This window comes from Pseudomonas sp. C9D1, from assembly GCF_056491235.1.
The window spans coordinates 928,634-946,609 of record NZ_JBSZIE010000001.1; the positions used below are offsets into that span (position 1 = coordinate 928,634).

Annotated in this window: 15 protein-coding genes and 3 pseudogenes; 13 read left to right on the forward strand and 5 right to left on the reverse strand. The window is 67.6% G+C overall.

The window, feature by feature from the left end:
• Positions 1–2: 2 nt before the first annotated feature.
• Genes ACXI0U_RS04345 through ACXI0U_RS04355 form a run of 3 tightly spaced genes read right to left on the reverse strand, consistent with a single transcriptional unit; the run spans position 3 to position 2,121 of the window.
• A complete protein-coding gene (locus ACXI0U_RS04345; protein ID WP_479549819.1) occupies positions 3–1,097 on the reverse strand; it encodes a hypothetical protein in 1,095 nt (364 codons plus the stop codon).
• 51 nt (positions 1,098–1,148) lie between these two features.
• The gene (locus ACXI0U_RS04350) at positions 1,149–1,619 is read right to left on the reverse strand and encodes a YchJ family protein (protein ID WP_043242799.1); all 471 of its coding nucleotides are present in this window, start codon (positions 1,617–1,619) and stop codon (positions 1,149–1,151) included.
• 4 nt (positions 1,620–1,623) lie between these two features.
• On the reverse strand, positions 1,624–2,121 hold the full coding sequence (locus tag ACXI0U_RS04355; RefSeq protein ID WP_265167870.1) for a DUF6231 family protein: 498 nt from the start codon (positions 2,119–2,121) through the stop codon (positions 1,624–1,626).
• 134 nt (positions 2,122–2,255) lie between these two features.
• On the opposite strand from ACXI0U_RS04355, the gene ACXI0U_RS04360 reads away from it, so the two are divergent.
• The 4 genes from ACXI0U_RS04360 (at position 2,256) to ACXI0U_RS04375 (ending at position 4,938) form a co-directional block, all read left to right on the forward strand.
• A complete protein-coding gene (locus tag ACXI0U_RS04360; protein ID WP_031287601.1) occupies positions 2,256–2,954 on the forward strand; it encodes a PA1041 family peptidoglycan-binding anchor lipoprotein in 699 nt (232 codons plus the stop codon).
• A gap of 100 nt (positions 2,955–3,054) precedes the next feature.
• Complete coding sequence (locus tag ACXI0U_RS04365; protein ID WP_021219209.1) at positions 3,055–3,792, forward strand: PA1041 family peptidoglycan-binding anchor lipoprotein; 738 nt, start codon at positions 3,055–3,057, stop codon at positions 3,790–3,792.
• A gap of 113 nt (positions 3,793–3,905) precedes the next feature.
• Entirely contained in the window at positions 3,906–4,181 is a 276-nt protein-coding gene (locus ACXI0U_RS04370; protein WP_043242798.1) for a DUF1145 domain-containing protein, read from the forward strand.
• Positions 4,174–4,938: a hypothetical protein gene (locus tag ACXI0U_RS04375; RefSeq protein ID WP_043242797.1), complete on the forward strand. Its 765-nt coding sequence runs from the start codon at positions 4,174–4,176 to the stop codon at positions 4,936–4,938. The genes ACXI0U_RS04370 and ACXI0U_RS04375 overlap by 8 nt, the downstream gene beginning before the upstream one ends.
• A gap of 67 nt (positions 4,939–5,005) precedes the next feature.
• Here the strand turns inward: ACXI0U_RS04375 and ACXI0U_RS04380 are convergent, their stop codons facing one another.
• A complete protein-coding gene (locus tag ACXI0U_RS04380; protein ID WP_021219212.1) occupies positions 5,006–5,470 on the reverse strand; it encodes a CopD family protein in 465 nt (154 codons plus the stop codon).
• A 93-nt stretch (positions 5,471–5,563) separates the two neighbouring features.
• Here ACXI0U_RS04380 and dinG point away from each other — a divergent pair, with 93 nt between their 5' ends.
• From dinG to ACXI0U_RS04420, 8 genes and pseudogenes are all read left to right on the forward strand, one after another.
• The gene (gene dinG / locus ACXI0U_RS04385; RefSeq protein WP_271660321.1) at positions 5,564–7,708 is read left to right on the forward strand and encodes an ATP-dependent DNA helicase DinG; all 2,145 of its coding nucleotides are present in this window, start codon (positions 5,564–5,566) and stop codon (positions 7,706–7,708) included.
• 138 nt (positions 7,709–7,846) lie between these two features.
• A pseudogene (locus ACXI0U_RS04390) lies at positions 7,847–10,117 on the forward strand (beta-agarase); the annotation flags it as partial.
• Between the two features lie 310 nt (positions 10,118–10,427).
• Entirely contained in the window at positions 10,428–11,573 is a 1,146-nt protein-coding gene (locus ACXI0U_RS04395) for an EstA family serine hydrolase (RefSeq protein WP_021219215.1), read from the forward strand.
• Between the two features lie 141 nt (positions 11,574–11,714).
• Positions 11,715–12,416, forward strand: a pseudogene (locus ACXI0U_RS04400) (OmpA family protein); the annotation flags it as partial.
• Positions 12,417–12,464: 48 nt separating this feature from the next.
• Entirely contained in the window at positions 12,465–13,112 is a 648-nt protein-coding gene (gene pdxH, locus ACXI0U_RS04405; RefSeq protein ID WP_184491446.1) for a pyridoxamine 5'-phosphate oxidase, read from the forward strand.
• Positions 13,113–13,170: 58 nt separating this feature from the next.
• The gene (locus ACXI0U_RS04410; protein ID WP_350448033.1) at positions 13,171–14,325 is read left to right on the forward strand and encodes a sugar diacid recognition domain-containing protein; all 1,155 of its coding nucleotides are present in this window, start codon (positions 13,171–13,173) and stop codon (positions 14,323–14,325) included.
• Between the two features lie 86 nt (positions 14,326–14,411).
• A pseudogene (locus tag ACXI0U_RS04415) lies at positions 14,412–15,769 on the forward strand (GntP family permease).
• Positions 15,770–15,820: 51 nt separating this feature from the next.
• Complete coding sequence (locus tag ACXI0U_RS04420) at positions 15,821–16,969, forward strand: glycerate kinase (protein ID WP_350448034.1); 1,149 nt, start codon at positions 15,821–15,823, stop codon at positions 16,967–16,969.
• On the opposite strand, the gene ACXI0U_RS04425 is transcribed toward ACXI0U_RS04420, so the two are convergent.
• Complete coding sequence (locus ACXI0U_RS04425; RefSeq protein WP_021219221.1) at positions 16,954–17,190, reverse strand: hypothetical protein; 237 nt, start codon at positions 17,188–17,190, stop codon at positions 16,954–16,956. The two genes, ACXI0U_RS04420 and ACXI0U_RS04425, sit on opposite strands and share 16 nt — an antisense overlap.
• A 158-nt stretch (positions 17,191–17,348) precedes the next feature.
• Here ACXI0U_RS04425 and ACXI0U_RS04430 point away from each other — a divergent pair, with 158 nt between their 5' ends.
• Positions 17,349–17,813 carry an outer membrane lipoprotein gene (locus ACXI0U_RS04430; RefSeq protein WP_031287607.1) on the forward strand — a complete coding sequence of 155 codons (465 nt, stop codon included), beginning with the start codon at positions 17,349–17,351 and terminating at the stop codon, positions 17,811–17,813.
• Positions 17,814–17,976 lie beyond the last annotated feature (163 nt).

The window sequence follows — 17,976 nt, forward strand, 5'->3', positions numbered from 1 at the left end:
CTTCAGGAGGCCGTGCACTTCTCCTTGGCCTTGTCCGCGTCCAGCTTGCGGATGGAGGTGTAGAACAGCTCGCAGGTCTGCACCTTGTCGGTCACCTGCCACTTCTGCTTGCAGCTATCCAGGGTGCTGCTCGGGTTGGCGGAATGGTCCTTGCCCATGCCGGCTTGCCAGCAGGCGGCGGAGAGGTCCTGCCCCATCACCTTGAGCCCGGTGGCGTCGGCCTTGGCCTGGTCGCCGTCGTAGTTTTCCGGGTCGGCGGCGTACCAGATGTAGCTGGGGTGGTTGCTGCCCAGCACCGGCACCTTCTGTTCGGGCGTGGGGCTGATGGTGCCGAGGCCGAGCACGCCGATGGTGGTGCCGTACTGCTGCTTGATCCAGCTGCGCACCGGGCCGCCGAAGGCCACCATCGGCAGTGCCGGCTTGCCCTTGGTGAGCTGCTCGACCATGCGCGTCTGGTAGGGGGTGAAGTAGCTGTAGACGCCTTCCAGGTCGCTGCCGGCGCTGGCGGGGGCGGCGATGGGGGCGATGTCGATGATGGTCTGGTAGCCGGGTGTGTCGTCGGCGGCGACGCCGTTCTGCACCAGCAGGTCGGCCCAGCGATCGGTGGTGGCCGACTCCAGGTAGTCCTGGGCCTTGGTCAGGGAGTAGTCCGGCGGGAAGTGCAGCAGCTCGATGCTGCGGCGGTTCTCCAGGGCCATGCCCAGGGGCAGGAAGAGGTACCAGCTGTACTGCCACTTGCCGTCGCTGTTGAGCTGGCTGGCGCCCTTGTAGGCGAGGTCGCCGCTGTCCAGCAGTTGCACCAGGGGCACGCCGTAGTCGGCGGGCACGCCGCTGAAGCGGGCATAGAGGCCCTTGTCGTCGCGGCCTACCTTGACCTGGCCGCCGGCGATGCCGTCGCGCTTCAGGCTCTGCCCGAGGTAGTGCTCGACGGTTTGCTCCAGGGTCCAGTCGCGGTAACAGATGACGTTGCAGTTGTTGGGGTAGGCGAACAGGCGGGTGACCCGTTCCTGGCTGCCCAGGCTGACCTGGACTTCAGCAGCCTGGGCGAGGCCGGCGAGGCCCGCGAGAAGCGGGACGAGCAGGGTGCGCATGCGCATGGACATCTCCTTGTTGTCGGTTGGCGAATCCTTCCGGAGCGGGGCGCTCGGTCAGAGGTACCCCGCACAGCATTTCTTGAATTTCTGCCCGCTGCCGCAGATGCAGGGGTCGTTGCGCCCCGCCTTGGTTTCCACGGTCGGGTCGATGAAGTACCAGCGCCCGTCGTTCTGCACGAAGGACGAACGCTCGCGGTGGCTGTGCTCGCCGGCCTGGTCGTGCCAGCGGGCGACGAAGGTGACCAGTGCGTGCTCGGGCTTGCCGCCCAGCAGCTCGAAGGCTTCCACCTCCAGGCCCAGCCAGGTGCTCTGCAGGCTCCAGGCCTTCATCGCCTCGCGGTCCAGGCCCTCGCGCTGGGCGGGGAGGGTAGTCTCCACCAGGTAGTCCACCAGGCCCAGCACATAGGCGCTGTAGCGCGAACGCATCAGCGCCTCGGCGCTGGGGGCGGGGTGGCCGCCGTGGTGACGGCCGCAGCACAGGTCGAGGAGGTTGCCGCTGCCGCAGGGGCATGTGCTTGCGCTCATGGCATCACCACCAGTACTTGCCGAAGTTCTCGGGGTTGGCCCAGAACTTCGCGTTCAGCCAATCGGGCACCTGCTTGTATTCGCGCAGGTCGTAGGTGAACAGGCTGAGCACCTGGTCATCACGCTGGAAGCGTTCGGTGGCCTGCAACGCCAGGGCGAAGAAGTCGGTGTCGGTCCAGTCGCAGGCGCCGAGGTCCACCAGCACGGCGATGCGGCTGGCGTTGAGGTTGCGGATGCCGCCCAGCAGCTCCAGGGCGGTGCGCTTGGGCAGGTGTTCCAGGCAGTCGGCGACCAGCGCCAGGTCGAAGCGTTGCGCCGCCTGTTCGGCCGGCAGCGGGCCGGCGGGCACCTGCACCACCTGGCTGTCGGGGTGGGCGCGGGCGAAGGCCTCCAGGGCCGGGAGCGGTGAGTTGCCCACCAGCAGCAGGCGGGCCGGTGCATAGCGGTCGAGCAGGGCGGCGAGGGCCTGTTGTGGGGTGCGGGAGGAGAAGCTGGCAGTCATCGAAAATCCTCGGACAAGTTTGCGAAGACTAGCCTGCCGCCCGCTGCTGGCCTAGTGCTGGCGGTTTTTTAATCACCCGTCTTTACTCCCAGGTTATCGGTTTCCAAAGGCCGATATCACGAGGAGACATGCATATGAGCATCACAAGGACAGCAATACCCTTGCTACTTGTGTCGACCCTGCTGACCGGTTGCGCCGGCCTGCAGAAGACCGACTGGCCCAAGTGTGCAGCAGTAGGCGGTGTAGGCGGTGCAGCGTTGGGTGCGATTGAAAGCAGTTCCTGGGCGGGTTGGGGGGCGCTGCTCGGCGGCGGCATGGCCGCCGGCTACTGCTGGGTCCATGGCGATGGCGACGAGGATGGCGATGGCGTGCCGGACAGTCGCGACAAGTGCCCGGGCACTCCGCCGGGCGTGCAGGTGGATGCGAACGGTTGCCCGCCCGAGCCTGCCGTAGTGGAAGAGGTCGAGGAAGTGGTGGTGGTCGAGGACGAGACCATCGTCGTCCGTGACCTGCTGTTCGCCTTCGACTCCGCCGCGCTGGACCCGGCCGACAAGGCCAAGCTGGACACCATCGCCAGCCGCCTGCGCAACGAGGCCCCGACCGCCAAGCTGACCATCACCGGTCACACCGACAGCGTCGGCAGCGACAGCTACAACCAGAAACTCTCCGAGAAGCGCGCCCATTCCGTGACGGACTACCTGGTCTCGACCGGCATACCCAAGGGCAGCATCGCCGGCGTCAGTGGTGCGGGCGAAAGCCAGCCGGTCGCTGACAACGGCACGGCCGACGGCCGCGCGCTGAACCGCAGGGTGGAAATCCTTATCGACCGCTGAATCCCGCAGCCGTTGCGGCGCGCGGCTTGTGCGCCGTGACGGGCGGGTCTTTACTCCTGTGTTACCGGTATGGGACCGGTGACACAGGAGATCCCTCACCATGAGAACCTTCTCACGGGCTGCTCTACTTCTTCTGGTCGGCAGTGTTCTCTCGGGTTGCGCCTCGACGTCCAGTACGGGCGACGCGCCGCTCAACCAGGGGAACTGGCCTCTTTGCAGTGCGATTGGCGGTCTGGCCGGCGGTGGGCTGGGCGCTATCGAGAGTTCCGCTTGGGCTGGTGGAGGCGCCGTTGCAGGTGCCATCGTCGGCGGTCTGATCTGTTACGCCCAGGATGGCGACGAGGACGGTGACGGGGTCTTCGACCGCCGTGATACGTGCCCCAATACTCCAGCCGGGACCCAGGTCAACCACAATGGCTGTCCGCAGAAGACCTACCCGGCCGTGGTCAAGGCCGAGGAGCCCATTCCTCCGGCTCCCGCACCGCAGAGCGAAGTCATCGTGCTCAGCGACCAGGGCAAGGTGCTGTTCGCCTTCGACTCCGCCGAGCTCACCAGTGACGCGAAGACACAGCTGAATGATGTCGCTACACGCCTGACGGGGGCCGCCATGGTCAGCGTCAAGGTCGTGGGGCACACCGACAGCGTCGGTTCCGATACCTATAACCAGGGGCTTTCGGAACGGCGTGCCAGGAGTGCGGCGGATTACCTCATCAGCCAGGGCGTCCCGGCGGACAAGGTCACCACCGAAGGGCAGGGCGAAAGCCAGCCGGTGGCGGACAACGGCACGGATTCCGGGCGCGCGCAGAACCGCCGCGTGGAGATCCACGTCGCTCGCTGAACACCCGGTGCAACACCGAAGGGGCCCTCGTGGCCCCTTCTTTCTGCCCGCCATTTGGCAGCGACGATGACGAGGAGTAAGGTCGGCGGACTAAAAAAACAGAGGGGGGTGGCATGAAACTTTTCCTGGGGGTGGGCAAGCTGGTTGCCCTGGTGTTCTGGCTGGCGGTGCTGGCCAATCTGATCGAACCGTTTGCCCGACCATTCGCGTCACTGCTCAACGCCGTCGCCGCCCTGGTGCTCGGCCTGCACCTGCTGGAACTGGTGGTGTGCAACAGCCAGCTGCGCGCTCGCCCGCGCCCCTGGAACGACCGCCTGCAACTGCTGCTGTTCGGCGTCTTCCACCTGCTCGGCCTGCCCCGTTCCCAGGGAGGCCGCGAACATGCGTAAGTACTGCCTGCTGGCCCTGCTGGCCAGCCCTGTCGTCCTGGCCGAAAGCGGCGTCAGCGTCGATGCCAACAGCCTGCTCAAACTGCCGGCCCGGGTCGGCTCCCTCAGCCTCGACCGCGTGGTGGTCAACGATTACGGCACCCTGGTGATCCCGGCCAGCGTCACCGAGCTGCGCATTGGCGAGCTGGTGATGGGCCGCGACGCGCGCATCGGCATCGCCCCGTCCGACCAGCCCTTCAGCCTGGTGGTGCGCCAGGGTGAGATCGGCACCGGTGGCCACATCACCGCGTCCGGCGCGGCCGGCAGCATGAAGAAAGGCGCCAGCGCAGGGCGCGACCTGAGCCTGCGCCTGGAGCAGGTGCGGGTGGACGAAATCACACTGGATGTCCGCGGTGGCATCGGAACGCCCGGCTACAGCGGGCTCGCCGGTGCCGATGGCGATGCCGGCGGCTGCCTCTGGGGCAGCGCCAGCCGTGGCTATGACGGCCAGAACGGCGGTGACGGCCAGGCTGGCGGCGCGGGTGGCCATATCCGCCTGGAAGTGCCCACGGACTTCCCTGTCGAGCAGGTGAAGGTGCGTCTGGAAGGCGGCGCCGGTGGTCCGGCGGGTGAAGCCGGCGCGGCGGGCAGTGGCGGTTCCGCCAAGGGTTGCCTGTTCTACCGCACCGCTGCCGGCGCCAAGGGCCGCCCGGGGCAACCTGGCCAGCCGGGCAGCGCGGGGGCTGCCGGCCAGCTCGATGTGGTGCGTATCCAGTAAAAGCTCGAAGAATCGCTGTGCCGCGCCTTCAGGCAATGGCAACACAGGTAGTTTTTAGAGGCGCCCTTCAGAAATTCGGGCGCGCCGCAGCGATCGCTATCAGGAACAAACCCAGCAGCAGGTTGCTGCCCACCAGGCGGCGGATGCGGGCCAGTACCGCACCGCCTGCCGGCCAATCCTCGGCGGCCACGGCGCGGCGCAGCTCGGGCAGCTGCAGCGCGTTGACCCGCAGGAACAGCGCCAGCATGGCGATGTACAGGCCCATCATGATGTGCACGTAGCGCGGCGCGCCGTCGAAGCCGGCGAAGCGCATGTGCATCATCCCCACGCCGCTCACCGGCAGCAGCACCACCGCCACCCAGACCCAGAGGAAGAAGCGGCGGAACACTTCCACCCACAACTTCAGCCGTGCCGGCGCGTCGAGCGCCTGGACGGCGGCGGGGCGCAGCACCATCCACGCGAAGAACATGCCGCCGACCCACACCAGGGCGGCGAGGACGTGGACGGCGTAGAGGGCGGCGAAGGGCGTCATCGGGTTTTCTCCAGTCGGAAACAAGGCGCGCTATGATAGCCGCCCTGTTAAAGTACTGAAAATTTATCCAGCCTTTCGCGCCCGCAAGAATCCATGCTCAGCACCGAACTCAAGTCCCAGATCCAGGGCGCCTACTCCCGTTTTCTCGAAGCCAAGGGGCTCAAGGCCCGCTATGGCCAGCGCCTGATGATCGCCGAAGTGGCCAAGGTGCTGGGCGCCATCAAGACCGACGACGAAGGCCATCGCGATGGCGAGCCCGCCGTGGTCGCGGTGGAGGCGGGCACCGGCACCGGCAAGACGGTCGCTTACAGCCTGGCGACCATCCCCTCGGCCAAGGCCGCCGGCAAGCGCCTGGTGATCGCCACCGCCACGGTGGCGCTGCAGGAGCAGATCGTCCACAAGGACCTGCCCGACCTGATCCGCAACAGCGGCCTCAACTTCAGCTTCGCCCTGGCCAAGGGGCGTGGCCGCTACCTGTGCCTGTCCAAGCTCGACATGCTGCTGCAGGACGGCCAGGCGCAGAACGCCACCGCCCAGCTGTTCGCCGATGAAGGCTTCCGCATCGACGTCGACGAGAGTGGCCAGAAGCTGCTCAACCAGATGATCGAGAAACTCGCCGGCAACCGCTGGGACGGCGACCGCGACTCCTGGCCCGAGGCCATCGAGGACCAGGACTGGGCCCGCGTCACCACCGACCACAGCCAGTGCACCAAGCGCCATTGCCCCAATTTCCAGCAGTGCGCCTTCTATAAGGCACGCGAGGGCATGACCAAGGTGGACGTGATCGTCACCAACCACGACATGGTCCTCGCCGACCTGGCCCTGGGCGGCGGCGCGGTACTGCCGGACCCGCGCGAAACCCTCTATGTGTTCGACGAAGGCCACCACCTGCCGGACAAGGCCATCGGCCACTTCGCCCATTTCACCCGCCTGCGCTCCACCGCCGACTGGCTGGAGACGGTGGCCAAGAACCTCACCAAGCTCCTCGCCCAGCACCCGTTGCCGGGCGACCTCGGCCGCCTGATCGAGAACGTGCCGGAGCTGGCGCGGGAAATCCGCACCCAGCAGCAGTTCATGTTCACCGCCTGCGAGGAGGTCGCCGACTTCCGTGCCGGCGAAGACATGGAAGGCCGCGAGCGCCCGCGCCACCGCTTCGAGGCCGGCGTGGTGCCCGAGCACCTGATCGAAATGGGCATCGAGCTGAAGAAGGGCTTCGCCAAGCTCAACGACGTCTTCACCCGGCTCACCGAACTGCTCAAGGAAGCCATGGACGGGGAGGCCGGCGTCGGCATCGCCAGCCACCAGGCCGAGGAGTGGTACCCGCTGTTCGGCAGCCTGCAAACGCGTGCCCAGGGCAACTGGGAGCTGTGGACCGCCTTCACCGCCGAAGACCCGGAAGAAAGCCCACCCATGGCGCGCTGGCTGACCCTGGCCGAGTTCGGCTCGGCCTACGACATCGAGGTCAACGCCAGCCCGATCCTCGCCGCCGAGACCCTGCGGCGGAACCTGTGGAACGTCGCCTACGGCGCCCTGGTGACCTCCGCGACCCTCACCGCGCTCGGCACCTTCGACCGCTACCGCATGCGCGCCGGCCTGCCGAAGAAGGCCGTCACCGCCGTGGTGCCCAGCCCCTTCCACCACGCCGATGCCGGCGTGCTCAAGGTGCCGGACCTCAAGGCCGACCCGCGCGATGCCGCCGCCCATACCGCGGCGATCATCCGCGACCTGCCGCAGCTGGTCGAAGGCTCGCGCGGCACCCTGGTGCTCTACGCCTCGCGCAAGCAGATGCAGGACGTCTTCGATGGCCTCGACCGCGACTGGCGCAAGCGCGTGCTGATCCAGGGCAACCTGTCCAAGCAGGAGACCCTGAACAAGCACAAGCAGCGGGTGGACGACGGCGAGACCAGCGTGCTGTTCGGCCTGGCCAGCTTCGCCGAGGGCGTCGACCTGCCCGGCGCCTACTGCGAGCACGTGGTGATCGCCAAGATCCCCTTCGCCGTGCCCGACGACCCGGTGGAAGCCGCGCTGTCGGAATGGATCGAGGCGCGCGGCGGCAACCCCTTCATGGAGATCGCCGTGCCCGACGCCTCGTTGCGCCTGGTGCAGGCCTGTGGTCGCCTGCTGCGCACGGAGTCCGATCGCGGCACCATCACCCTGCTCGACCGACGGGTCGTCACCCAGCGTTATGGCAAGGCGATTCTCAACGCGCTGCCGCCCTTCCGCCGCGAGATCGGCTGAAACAGACCACCGCGGCGCTTGACGCCGGGCCCGCCTCTGCGATCATTGCCGGCTTGCGCGGGCACGGTTTTGCAGATCGCGGGCAACATTCGCCCATTCCGCTGTCTATGCACTGACTTCATGTGGGGAATCGGTTTCATGTCATCCAGAACCAAACCAGCGCTGCTGCTGCCCATCCTGCTCGCCATCGGTGGCTTGAGCACGGCGGCACAGGCCGAGACACTGTTCAACTTCGTACGCCCGCTGGACTCCGTCACCGTCACCACCCAGGACGCGGGCCTGCCCAGCGTGACCGCCGAGAACACGCCCGAGGGCGAAATCCTCCGCCGCCTCAATTTCAACCAGGCCGACAAGCCCAGCCTGCGCCTCGCGCCGCAGAACGGCACCTGGGACTGGAGCAAGGCCGGCGCCATGAGCCTGCGCCTGCAGAGCGCCATGGACTGGGCCCTGACCCTGGACGTGACCATCGAAAGCGCCGACGGCAAGACCGTGCGCACCCGCCTGGCCCTGCCGGCCGGCCCGGCGCAGACGCTGCTGGTGCCGCTCACCGCCACCTCGCCCCGCGCCCATGGCATGCGTGCCGCGCCGCCGCAACCCTGGAGCCGCGACGGCAAGCGCTACCTGCTGGCCACCGAGGTGGAAGGCGAACTGGACCTGACCAAGGTCAGCGCCGTGACCCTGTCCCTCGACCACCCCAACGCCGTGCAGAGCGTCCTCCTGGGCCGTTTCGGCACCGCCGAGCAAAGCTTGCAGGACGACTACTACAAGGGCCTGATCGACACCTACGGCCAGTACACCCGCGGCGACTGGCCGGAGAAGATCAAGAACGACGAGCAGCTCAAGAACGCTGCCCAGCAGGAGCAGAAGCAGCTCGACGACTGGCAGAAGAAGCTGCCCGAGCAGGACCCCTACGGCGGCTGGTTGGCCGGCCCGAGCTTCGAGGCCAAGGGCTTCTTCCGCACCGAGAAGCGCGACGAGCGCTGGTACCTGGTGACCCCGGACGGCCATCCCTTCTATTCCCTCGGCGTCAACGCCGTCACCCCCGAACACAGCCAGACCTACGTCGAAGGCCGCGAGGCGATGTTCACCGCGCTGCCCAAGGACGGCGAGCCCCTGGCCGCCTGGTACGGCAATGGCGACAGCCGCCGCGACACCGGCTCCACCAAGGGCCGCAACTTCGACCACGGCCGCTGGTACGACTTCTACGGCGCCAACCTCGAACGCACCTACGGCAAGCAGGACAAGGCCCGCTGGGTCGACCACAGCATCGCGCGCCTGAAGGCCTGGGGCTTCAACACTGTCGGCAACTGGAGCGCGGGCGAGTTCAACACCAGCCAGCGCATGCCCTACACCATCCCGCTGTCGATCCATGGCGACTACGCCACCATCAGCACCGGGCTCGACTGGTGGGGCGGCATGCCCGACCCCTTCGACCCGCGCTTCGCCATGGCCGCCGAACGTGCCATCGCCATCGCCGCCCGTGACCACCGCGACGACCCCTGGCTGATCGGCTACTTCGCCGACAACGAGCTGGCCTGGGCCGGCCCCGGCGCCGATCCGAAGTCCCGCTACGCCCTGGCCTACGGCACCCTGCGCCTGACCACCGACGTGCCTGCCAAGCGTGCCTTCCTCAAGCAGCTGCGTGACAAGTACCGCAACCAGCAGGGCCTGTCCCAGGCCTGGGGTATCGAGCTGCCGGCCTGGGAGCTGATGGAGGACCCGGGCTTCGAGGCGCCGCTGCCGAACCCCGAGCACCCGGCTATCGAGGAAGACCTCAAGCGCTTCCAGCGCTTCTTCGCCGACACCTACTTCAAGACCATCGCCGAGTCGATGAAGTGGCACGCGCCGAACCACCTGCTGCTGGGCGGCCGTTTCGCCGCGAGCGTGCCGGAGGCGGTGGAGTCCTGCGCCCAGTACTGCGATGTGCTGAGCTTCAACTTCTATACCCGCGAGCCGCAGCACGGTTACGACTTCGAGTACCTGCGCCAGCTGGACAAGCCGCTGATGGTCACCGAGTTCCACTTCGGCTCCCGCGATCGCGGCCCGTTCTGGGGCGGCGTCGCCGAGGTCTACAAGGAAGAGGAACGTGGCCCGGCCTACGCCAACTTCCTCAAGAAGGCCCTGGAGGAGAAGCTGATCGTCGGCGCCCACTGGTTCCAGTACCTCGACCAGCCGGCCAGCGGCCGCCTGCTCGACGGCGAGAACGGCCACCTCGGCCTGGTGGGCATCACCGACCGTCCCTACGACGGCTTCATCAAGGCGGTGCGCAAGGCCAACCTGGATGTCGCCGCCCAACTGGCCAAACCCGCCGAAGCCAAGTCCGCAGAAGCCAAACCGGCCGACAAGCCGGCGGAGAAGGCTGCGGCCAAGCCCGAGCAGAAGCCCGCTGCGGCACCTGCCGCCAAGCCCGAAGCCAAGCCTGAGCCGAAACCCGAGTCGAAGCCTGAGGCCAAACCGCAAGCCGAGCCTGCTGCGCCCACGCCTGCCGAGCAGCCCGAGCAATCGGAGAAGCCCGTCGGCAAGCCCACAGACGAGGCCACGCCCAAGCCGGACCCGGCGCCCAAGGTCGAGACCGACCCGGCGCAGAAGCAGGATGCGCCTGATGCATCCTGAGTCATTCGACTGACCGATGGACCCTGCGCCGAACTTCGGCGAGGTTCCCAAAAGACGGCGGCATTGGTAACAATGCCGCCGTCATTTTTTTCCGAGGAGAGTGCCGGTGCAGACCCAGGGTTACTTCGATTTGCGTTTCGAAGCGGTGCGCGACGCGTTCGCCGCCCTGTTCGACGACTCCCAGGAGCGCGGCGCCGCGCTCTGCGTCCAGGTGGGCGGCGAGACCGTGCTCGACCTCTGGGCCGGGGTGGCCGACAAGGACGGCCAGGAGGCCTGGCAGACCGACACCATCCTCAACCTGTTCTCCTGCACCAAGACCTTCACCGCCGTCACTGCGTTACAGCTGGTGGGCGAGGGCAAGCTCGAGCTGGACGTCCCCGTGGCCCGCTACTGGCCCGAGTTCGCCGCCGCCGGCAAGGAGCGCATCACTCTGCGCCAGTTGCTCAGTCACCGCGCCGGCCTGCCGGCGATCCGTCAGCCGCTGCCGGCCGAAGCGCTCTACGACTGGCAGGCGATGACCGCCGCCCTGGCCGCCGAGGAACCCTGGTGGACGCCCGGCGAGGAACACGGCTACGCCCCCATCACCTACGGCTGGCTGGCCGGTGAGGCGATCCGCCTGGCCGATGGCCGTGGCCCGGGTGAATCCATCGCCGCGCGTATCGCCCGCCCCCTGGGGCTGGATTTCCACGTCGGCTTGGATGACGCCGAGTTCCACCGGGTGGCCCACATCGCCCGCGCCAAGGGCAATATGGGCGACGCTTCGGCCCAGCGCCTGCTCAAGTGCATGATGACCGAGCCCACCTCCCTCAGTACCCGCGCCTTCACCAACCCGCCGTCGATCATGACCAGCACCAACAAGCCGGAATGGCGGCGCATGCAGCAGCCGGCGGCCAACGGTCACGGCAACGCCCGCAGCCTGGCGGGTTTCTATGCCGGCCTGCTGGACGGCCAGTTGCTCGACTCCGCGCTGCTCGCCGAGCTCACCCGCGAGCACGCCATCGGCGACGACCGCACCCTGCTGACCCGCACTCGCTTCGGCCTGGGCTGCATGCTCGACCAGCCGGACGTGGCCAACGCCACCTACGGCATGGGCCGCCTGGCCTTCGGTCACCCCGGCGCCGGTGGCTCCATCGGTTTCGCCGATCCCGAGCGCGAGGTCGCTTTCGGTTTCGTCACCAACACCCTCGGCCCCTATGTGCTGATGGACCCGCGCGCCCAGCATCTGGCCCGCACCCTGGCGAGCTGCCTGTAGCGGAACCGCTCGTCAGTTGCACGGAATATCCCTTTGCGGATGAAGGGGTTGCGTCCAGAATTTCAGCCTGTACCTGAGATTGATGCGCCATCATGCGATGGCGTATCGCCTTCTCCTTTTACCTGTTACGGGGGCCCCGCGATGAAGCTGCTCAAGTCGTCCACCTTGATCCTCTGCATGACCGTTTCCGGTTGCAGCACCTTCAGCCACGACAAGCCGGCTGCGGACGCCCACGCGCAGAACAGCGGCACCAGCCATTGGTGGTGGCCGTTCGGTAGCAGCGACGACAAGGTGGCCAAGGCCGAGGTGCCCAAGGTCGACCAGAAGCTCACCCAGGCCTGGCTGGACCAGTACGAGCCGCGCCTGCGCGAGGCGGTGAAGGACAGCAAGCTGGAAGTGGAGCGCCGCGACAACCTGCTGGTGGTCACCGCGCCGGTGGAAGGTTCCTTCAACCCTGATCGCCCCAGCATGCTGCTGCCCATCACCCTCGGCCCCTTCAGTCGTGTCGCCAAGCTGGTGGAAGGCGATCCGAAGACCGGTGTGCTGGTTCTCGGCCATGCCGACACCTCCGGCGAAGACGCCCTCAACCGCAAGCTCAGCCAGGAGCGCGCCCAGGCGGTGGCGGCGATCTTCCGCCTCAGTGGCCTGCAGCGCGACCGCCTGTCGCTCAAGGGTGTCGGCTCCGACATGCCCCGTGCCGCCAACGACAGCAAGGACGGCCGTGCCCTGAACCGCCGCGTGGAAATCCTCCTCACCCCGCAGGACACCCTGGTCGCCCTGCTGGCCCGCTACAACCAGCCGCCGAAGGTGGCCCAGCAAGTGGTTGCGGCAGATCAAGGCAAATGAGCCTTGCTTGGGTAAGCTAGGCCTTTCCTTTTGCAGGACGCCGAGATGACCCAGACCCTCGCCGACATGCGTCGCGACTACACCCGCGACGGCCTCAGCGAAGCCCAGGCTCCCCAGGAGCCTTTCGCCCTGTTCCAGCAATGGTTCGGTGACGCGGTGAAGACCGAGCAACTGCCGGTCGAACCCAACGCCATGACCCTGGCGACCGTCGACGCCGACGGCCGCCCGCATTGCCGGGTGCTCCTGCTCAAGGGGCTCGATGCGCGGGGCTTCACCTTCTTCAGCAACTACGACAGCGCCAAGGGCGAGCAGCTCGCGGCCCGTCCGTTCGCCGCCATGACCTTCTTCTGGCCCAGCCTGGAGCGCCAGGTGCGCATCGAAGGCCGGGTGGAGCGGGTCACCCCGGAAGAGTCCGATGCCTATTTCCAGGTGCGCCCCTTGGGCAGCCGCATCGGTGCCTGGGCTTCACCCCAGAGCCGGGTGATCGCCGACCGCGCCGAGCTGGAACAACTACTCGCCGAAACCGAGCGACGCTTCCTCAACCTGGCGCCCACCTGCCCGCCGCACTGGGGCGGCTACCGCCTGCTGCCGGAGCGCGTCGAGTTCTGGCAGGGTCGCCCGAGCCGCCTGCACGACCGCCTCAACTACCGCTTGGTCGATGGCCAGTGGATGTTCGAACGCCTCGCCCCCTGAGGCTTTCCTGAGCGGCATGCGCGCCCTGTAGACTGGCGGCTTCCCCTGGAGGCCGCCCATGCTCGAACTCGATTCCACCCTGGCGCAGCACATCGTCGACCGCGCCATGGCCATCCTTCCGTACAACATCAATGTCATGGATGCCCAGGGCATGATCATCGGCAGTGGCGACCCGCTGCGCGTGCATACCCGCCACGAGGGTGCCCAACTGGTGCTGGCCAACCGCCGCGTGGTGGAGATCGACGAGCAGGCTGCCGCCTGCCTGCGCGGCGTGCGTCCCGGGGTGAACCTGCCGCTGTTCCATGCCGAGCGGCTGATCGGCGTGCTCGGCATCACCGGCGAGCCGGATGCGGTGCGCCCCTATGCCGAACTGGTGCGCATGGCTGCCGAGATGCTGGTGGAGCAGCGTCAGCTGCAGGCCGAGCGGCACTGGCAGCGCCACCAGCTGGACGCCTGGCTGAACCAGCTCGCCGATCCGCAGACCGACCTGGTGCACCTGGCCGCCGAAGCCGAGCGCATTGGCCTGCAACTGCCCTGGAGGCAGCAGGTCTGCGTGCTGGAACTGGTGGAGGAGGGGGACCCGCAGGAGCGTCGGGCACGGGTGCTGGATGGCCTGGCCCGACAGGGGATGCTGTGTGCGGCGCTGTCGGCCCGCGAGCTGATCTGCTGCCGCCTCTTCAGTGCCGAGCGCGATGACGATGCCTGGCTGGCCCAGGCCGACGAACGTGGCTGGGGCATCGCCCGCCTGTGCATCAGCGACCCCCAGGCCGGCATCGGTGACCTGCGCGAAGCCGCCCTGGCGACCCGGTCGCTGCATGCCTTCGCCCGTGCCTGCCGAGCGCAGCAGCGCATCTTCCACCTGGAGGAGCACCGCTTGTCGACGCTGCTGTTCAGCCAGCGCAGCAACTGGCTGCTACGGCGCTGGCTCGGCCCGCTGCAGGCGCTGGTCGATGCGGATGACGACGGCGTGCTGCGTCGCACCCTGCAGTGTTGGCGCGAGCACGATGGGCACGGCAATGCCTGCGCCCAGGCCCTCGGCATTCACCGCAACACCCTGCGCTACCGGCTGGAGCGCATCGCCGAACTGGTGGGGCTGGAGCGCCCGCGTCACGACCAGTTGCTGTTGCTCGGCCTGGGGCTGGACCTGCTGGGCTGGCCCAAGGTCGATTGTGCGAATGCACGGATGGGTGGCATCGAAGACGCTGTCCGTTAGGTCGTATGCATAAGGCTATTGCGCTCGGGATCGCGCAGAATCGGGCGGCTATCCGGCATCCATAACAACAACTAAGGAGTCCGCACATGGGCCTGGTCCTGATCCTGGCGGCGTTGATCGCCTTCATCGTGCTGTCCACCACTCGCTTTAAACTGCACCCCTTCCTCGCGCTGCTCGCCGCGGCCTTCATCGCCGGCTTCGCCTACCAGGTGCCCACCGGCGAGATCGTCAAGACCATCACCACCGGCTTCGGCAGCATCCTTGGCTACATCGGCATCGTCATCGTCCTGGGGACCGTCATCGGCGTGATCCTCGAGCGCAGCGGCGCGGCCATCACCATGGCCGAGACGGTCATCCGCCTGCTGGGCGAACGCTTCCCCACCCTGACCATGTCGATCATCGGCTACCTGGTGTCCATCCCGGTGTTCTGCGATTCCGGTTTCGTCATCCTCAACTCGCTGAAGAACGCCCTGGCGGCGCGCATGCGCGTCTCCACCGTGGCCATGAGCGTGGCCCTGGCCACCGGCCTCTACGCCACCCACACCTTCGTGCCGCCCACCCCGGCCCCATCGCCGCCGCCGGCAACCTGGGCCTGGATGCCAGCCTCGGGCTGGTGATCGCCGTCGGGCTGGTAGTGGCACTGGCCACCGCCCTGGCCGGCATGTGGTGGGCCAACCGCTTCATCGGCCGTGAGGTGGAGTTGGAGGACGACCCGCTGTCGCAATCGGCGGACCAGGACTTCGCCGCCCTGCGTGCCGGCTACGGCAAGCTGCCCAGTGCCTTCCAGGCCTTCGCGCCGATCTTCGTGCCCATCCTGTTGATCTGCCTGGGCTCCATCGCCGCCTTCCCCGCCAAGCCCTTCGGCAGCGGCACTTTCTTCGGCCTGCTGAGCTTCCTCGGCCAGCCGGTAGTGGCCCTGCTCGTGGGTGTCGCCCTGGCCTGCACGCTGCTCAAGAGCGACGACAAGCGCAAGGAATTCCATGATCGTGTGGTGGAGGGCATCGTCTCCGCTGCGCCCATCCTGCTGATCACCGGTGCCGGCGGCGCGTTCGGCGCCATGCTCAAGGTCACTCCCCTGGGCGACTACCTGGGCAGCACCCTCTCGGCGCTGGGCATCGGCCTGTTCATGCCTTTCGTGGTCGCCGCCGCATTGAAGACCGCACAAGGCTCGACCACCGTGGCGCTGGTCACCACTTCCGCCTTGGTGGCGCCTCTGCTCGGCCAGCTTGGCCTGGACAGCGAGATGGGCCGTGTGCTCACCGTGATGGCCATCGGCGCCGGCGCCATGACCGTGTCCCATGCCAACGACAGCTTCTTCTGGGTGGTCACCCAGTTCAGCCGTATGCCGGTGTCCCTGGCCTACCGCGCGCAGACCCTGGCGACCCTGGTACAGGGTATCGTCGGCATGCTCGTCACCTGGCTGCTCAGCCTGATCCTGCTCTGACCGCAGTACCGCCCGGAGCCTGGTGCTCCGGGCACATCCCGAGGTAACCCGATGAAGATTGTGATTGCGCCCGATTCCTTCAAGGAAAGCCTGAGCGCGCCCGAAGTGGCTGCCGCCATCGGGCGCGGCTGGTCGTCGGTATTCCCGGCGGCCCAAGTGCTGCTGCGGCCCATGGCCGATGGCGGCGAAGGCACGGTGGATGCCGTGCTCGCGGCCAGTGGTGGCGAGCGCCGTACGGCGACCGTGCGCGGGCCGCTGGGGGATGAGGTCGAGGCGCACTGGGGCTGGCTGGGGGAGGGCAGCGCCATCATCGAAATGGCTGCCGCCAGCGGGCTGCATCTGGTGCCCGCCAGCGAGCGGGACGCTACCCGTACCAGCAGCTTCGGCACCGGTGAGCTGATCCGCCAGGCCCTGGACGCCGGCGCCACGCGCATCATCCTCGGCCTGGGCGGCAGTGCCACCAACGATGGCGGGGCCGGCCTCATGCAGGCCCTGGGGCTGCGCCTGCTGGATGCCGACGGGCGCGAATTGCCACCCGGTGGTGCCGCGCTGGCCGACCTGGCACGGATCGATCGCAGCGGCCTCGACTCACGCCTCGCCCATGTGCGGTTCGAAGTCGCGGCGGATGTGGATAACCCGCTCTGTGGTTCCCGGGGCGCCTCCCACGTCTTCGGCCCGCAGAAGGGTGCGAGCCCGGCACAGGTCGAGCAGCTGGATGCGGCGCTTCAACGTTATGCACAGGTGGTCGCCCAGGAACTGGGGCAGGACCACAGCCAGCAACCCGGCGTCGGTGCGGCCGGTGGGTTGGGCTTCGCTGCCCGGGCCTTCCTCGGGGCGTGTTTTCGTCCGGGGATCGAGCTGGTCGCTGAACTGGCCGGGTTGGCCGAGGCGGTGCAGGGCGCCGACCTGGTGATCACCGGAGAAGGGCGTCTCGACTCCCAGAGCCTGCATGGCAAGACGCCGGTGGGCGTGGCGCGTGTCGCACGGGCCGCCGGCGTGCCGGTCATCGCCCTGGCGGGCAGCCTGGGGGCGGGTTACCAGCGCCTGCGCGAGGCGGGTATCGAGGCGGCCTTCAGCCTGGTGCCCGGGCCGATGACGCTGGAGCGGGCGATGGCCGTGGCTGGCGATGAACTGGAGGCGCGTGCCGCCGATATCGCCCGGCTCTGGGCCTTGGCGGGGCGGGCTCAGGCCCCGGGGTAGCGCTGGGCGGCGCGCTCCAGCCAGGCGGGCAGGTCCTTGCGCTTGACCTTCTCGCGGCGGGCGGCCTGCAGCTGTTCGAGCATGTAGTTGCGGCGAGCGGCGTCCGCGCCGGCGAGGGACAGCGCCAGGTCACGGTCCATCCAGCGCTTGATACGCACGTAAATCCACCAGTGGAAATACAGCCCCGCTGCGGTGGTGGTGACGATGATGAAGTAATCCATGAACTACCCTTGCTCTGGCGGCACCCGGGCGCCTTGGCGTTGTCCGAGTGGTGAGTCTGTATGGAAACTGAACGGGTCGGCAGTTTGTTCAGGCGCCGGGTGACAGTTTCCGCCGCTGCGGAGTCTAATGGACGAGCATCCAATCTGGAGGAAATGCTATGCGTAAATCCGTTCTGCTAGTCGCTTCGTTCTCTGCGGTAGCGATGCTTCTGGGCGGCTGTCAGTCGAGCCTGACCGGAGACACCTATTCGCGCGACGAAGCACGCCAGGTACAGACCGTGCGCATGGGCACCATCGAATCGCTGCGTCCGGTGAAGATCGAAGGCACCAAGACCCCGATCGGCGCAGGCGCCGGTGCGGTCGTCGGCGGTGTCGGCGGCAGCGCCATCGGTGGCGGGCGTGGCAGTGTGGTAGCGGCTGTGATCGGTGCGGTTGCGGGTGGCCTGCTGGGCGCTGCGACCGAAGAAGGCCTGACCCGTACCCAGGGCGTCGAGATCACCGTTCGCGAAGACGACGGCTCCATGCGCGCCTATGTGCAGGAAGTGCAGGAAAACGAGATTTTCCGTGTAGGCGAGCGCGTTCGCATCATGACCGTCAACGGTACCAGCCGCGTTTCCCACTGATCCCGGTTCGCCTGCAGGAGCGAGTCGGCCCCCGTTTCGTCTCCCGTCTGCATCGCTGCCTTCCCAACGCGGCTGCCCCTCATGGGGTAGCCGTCGTCGTTTCAGGGAGACGGGTTTCGCTAGTTTTTTGAAATAATTCAATGCATGTCCGGCAATCGATAGT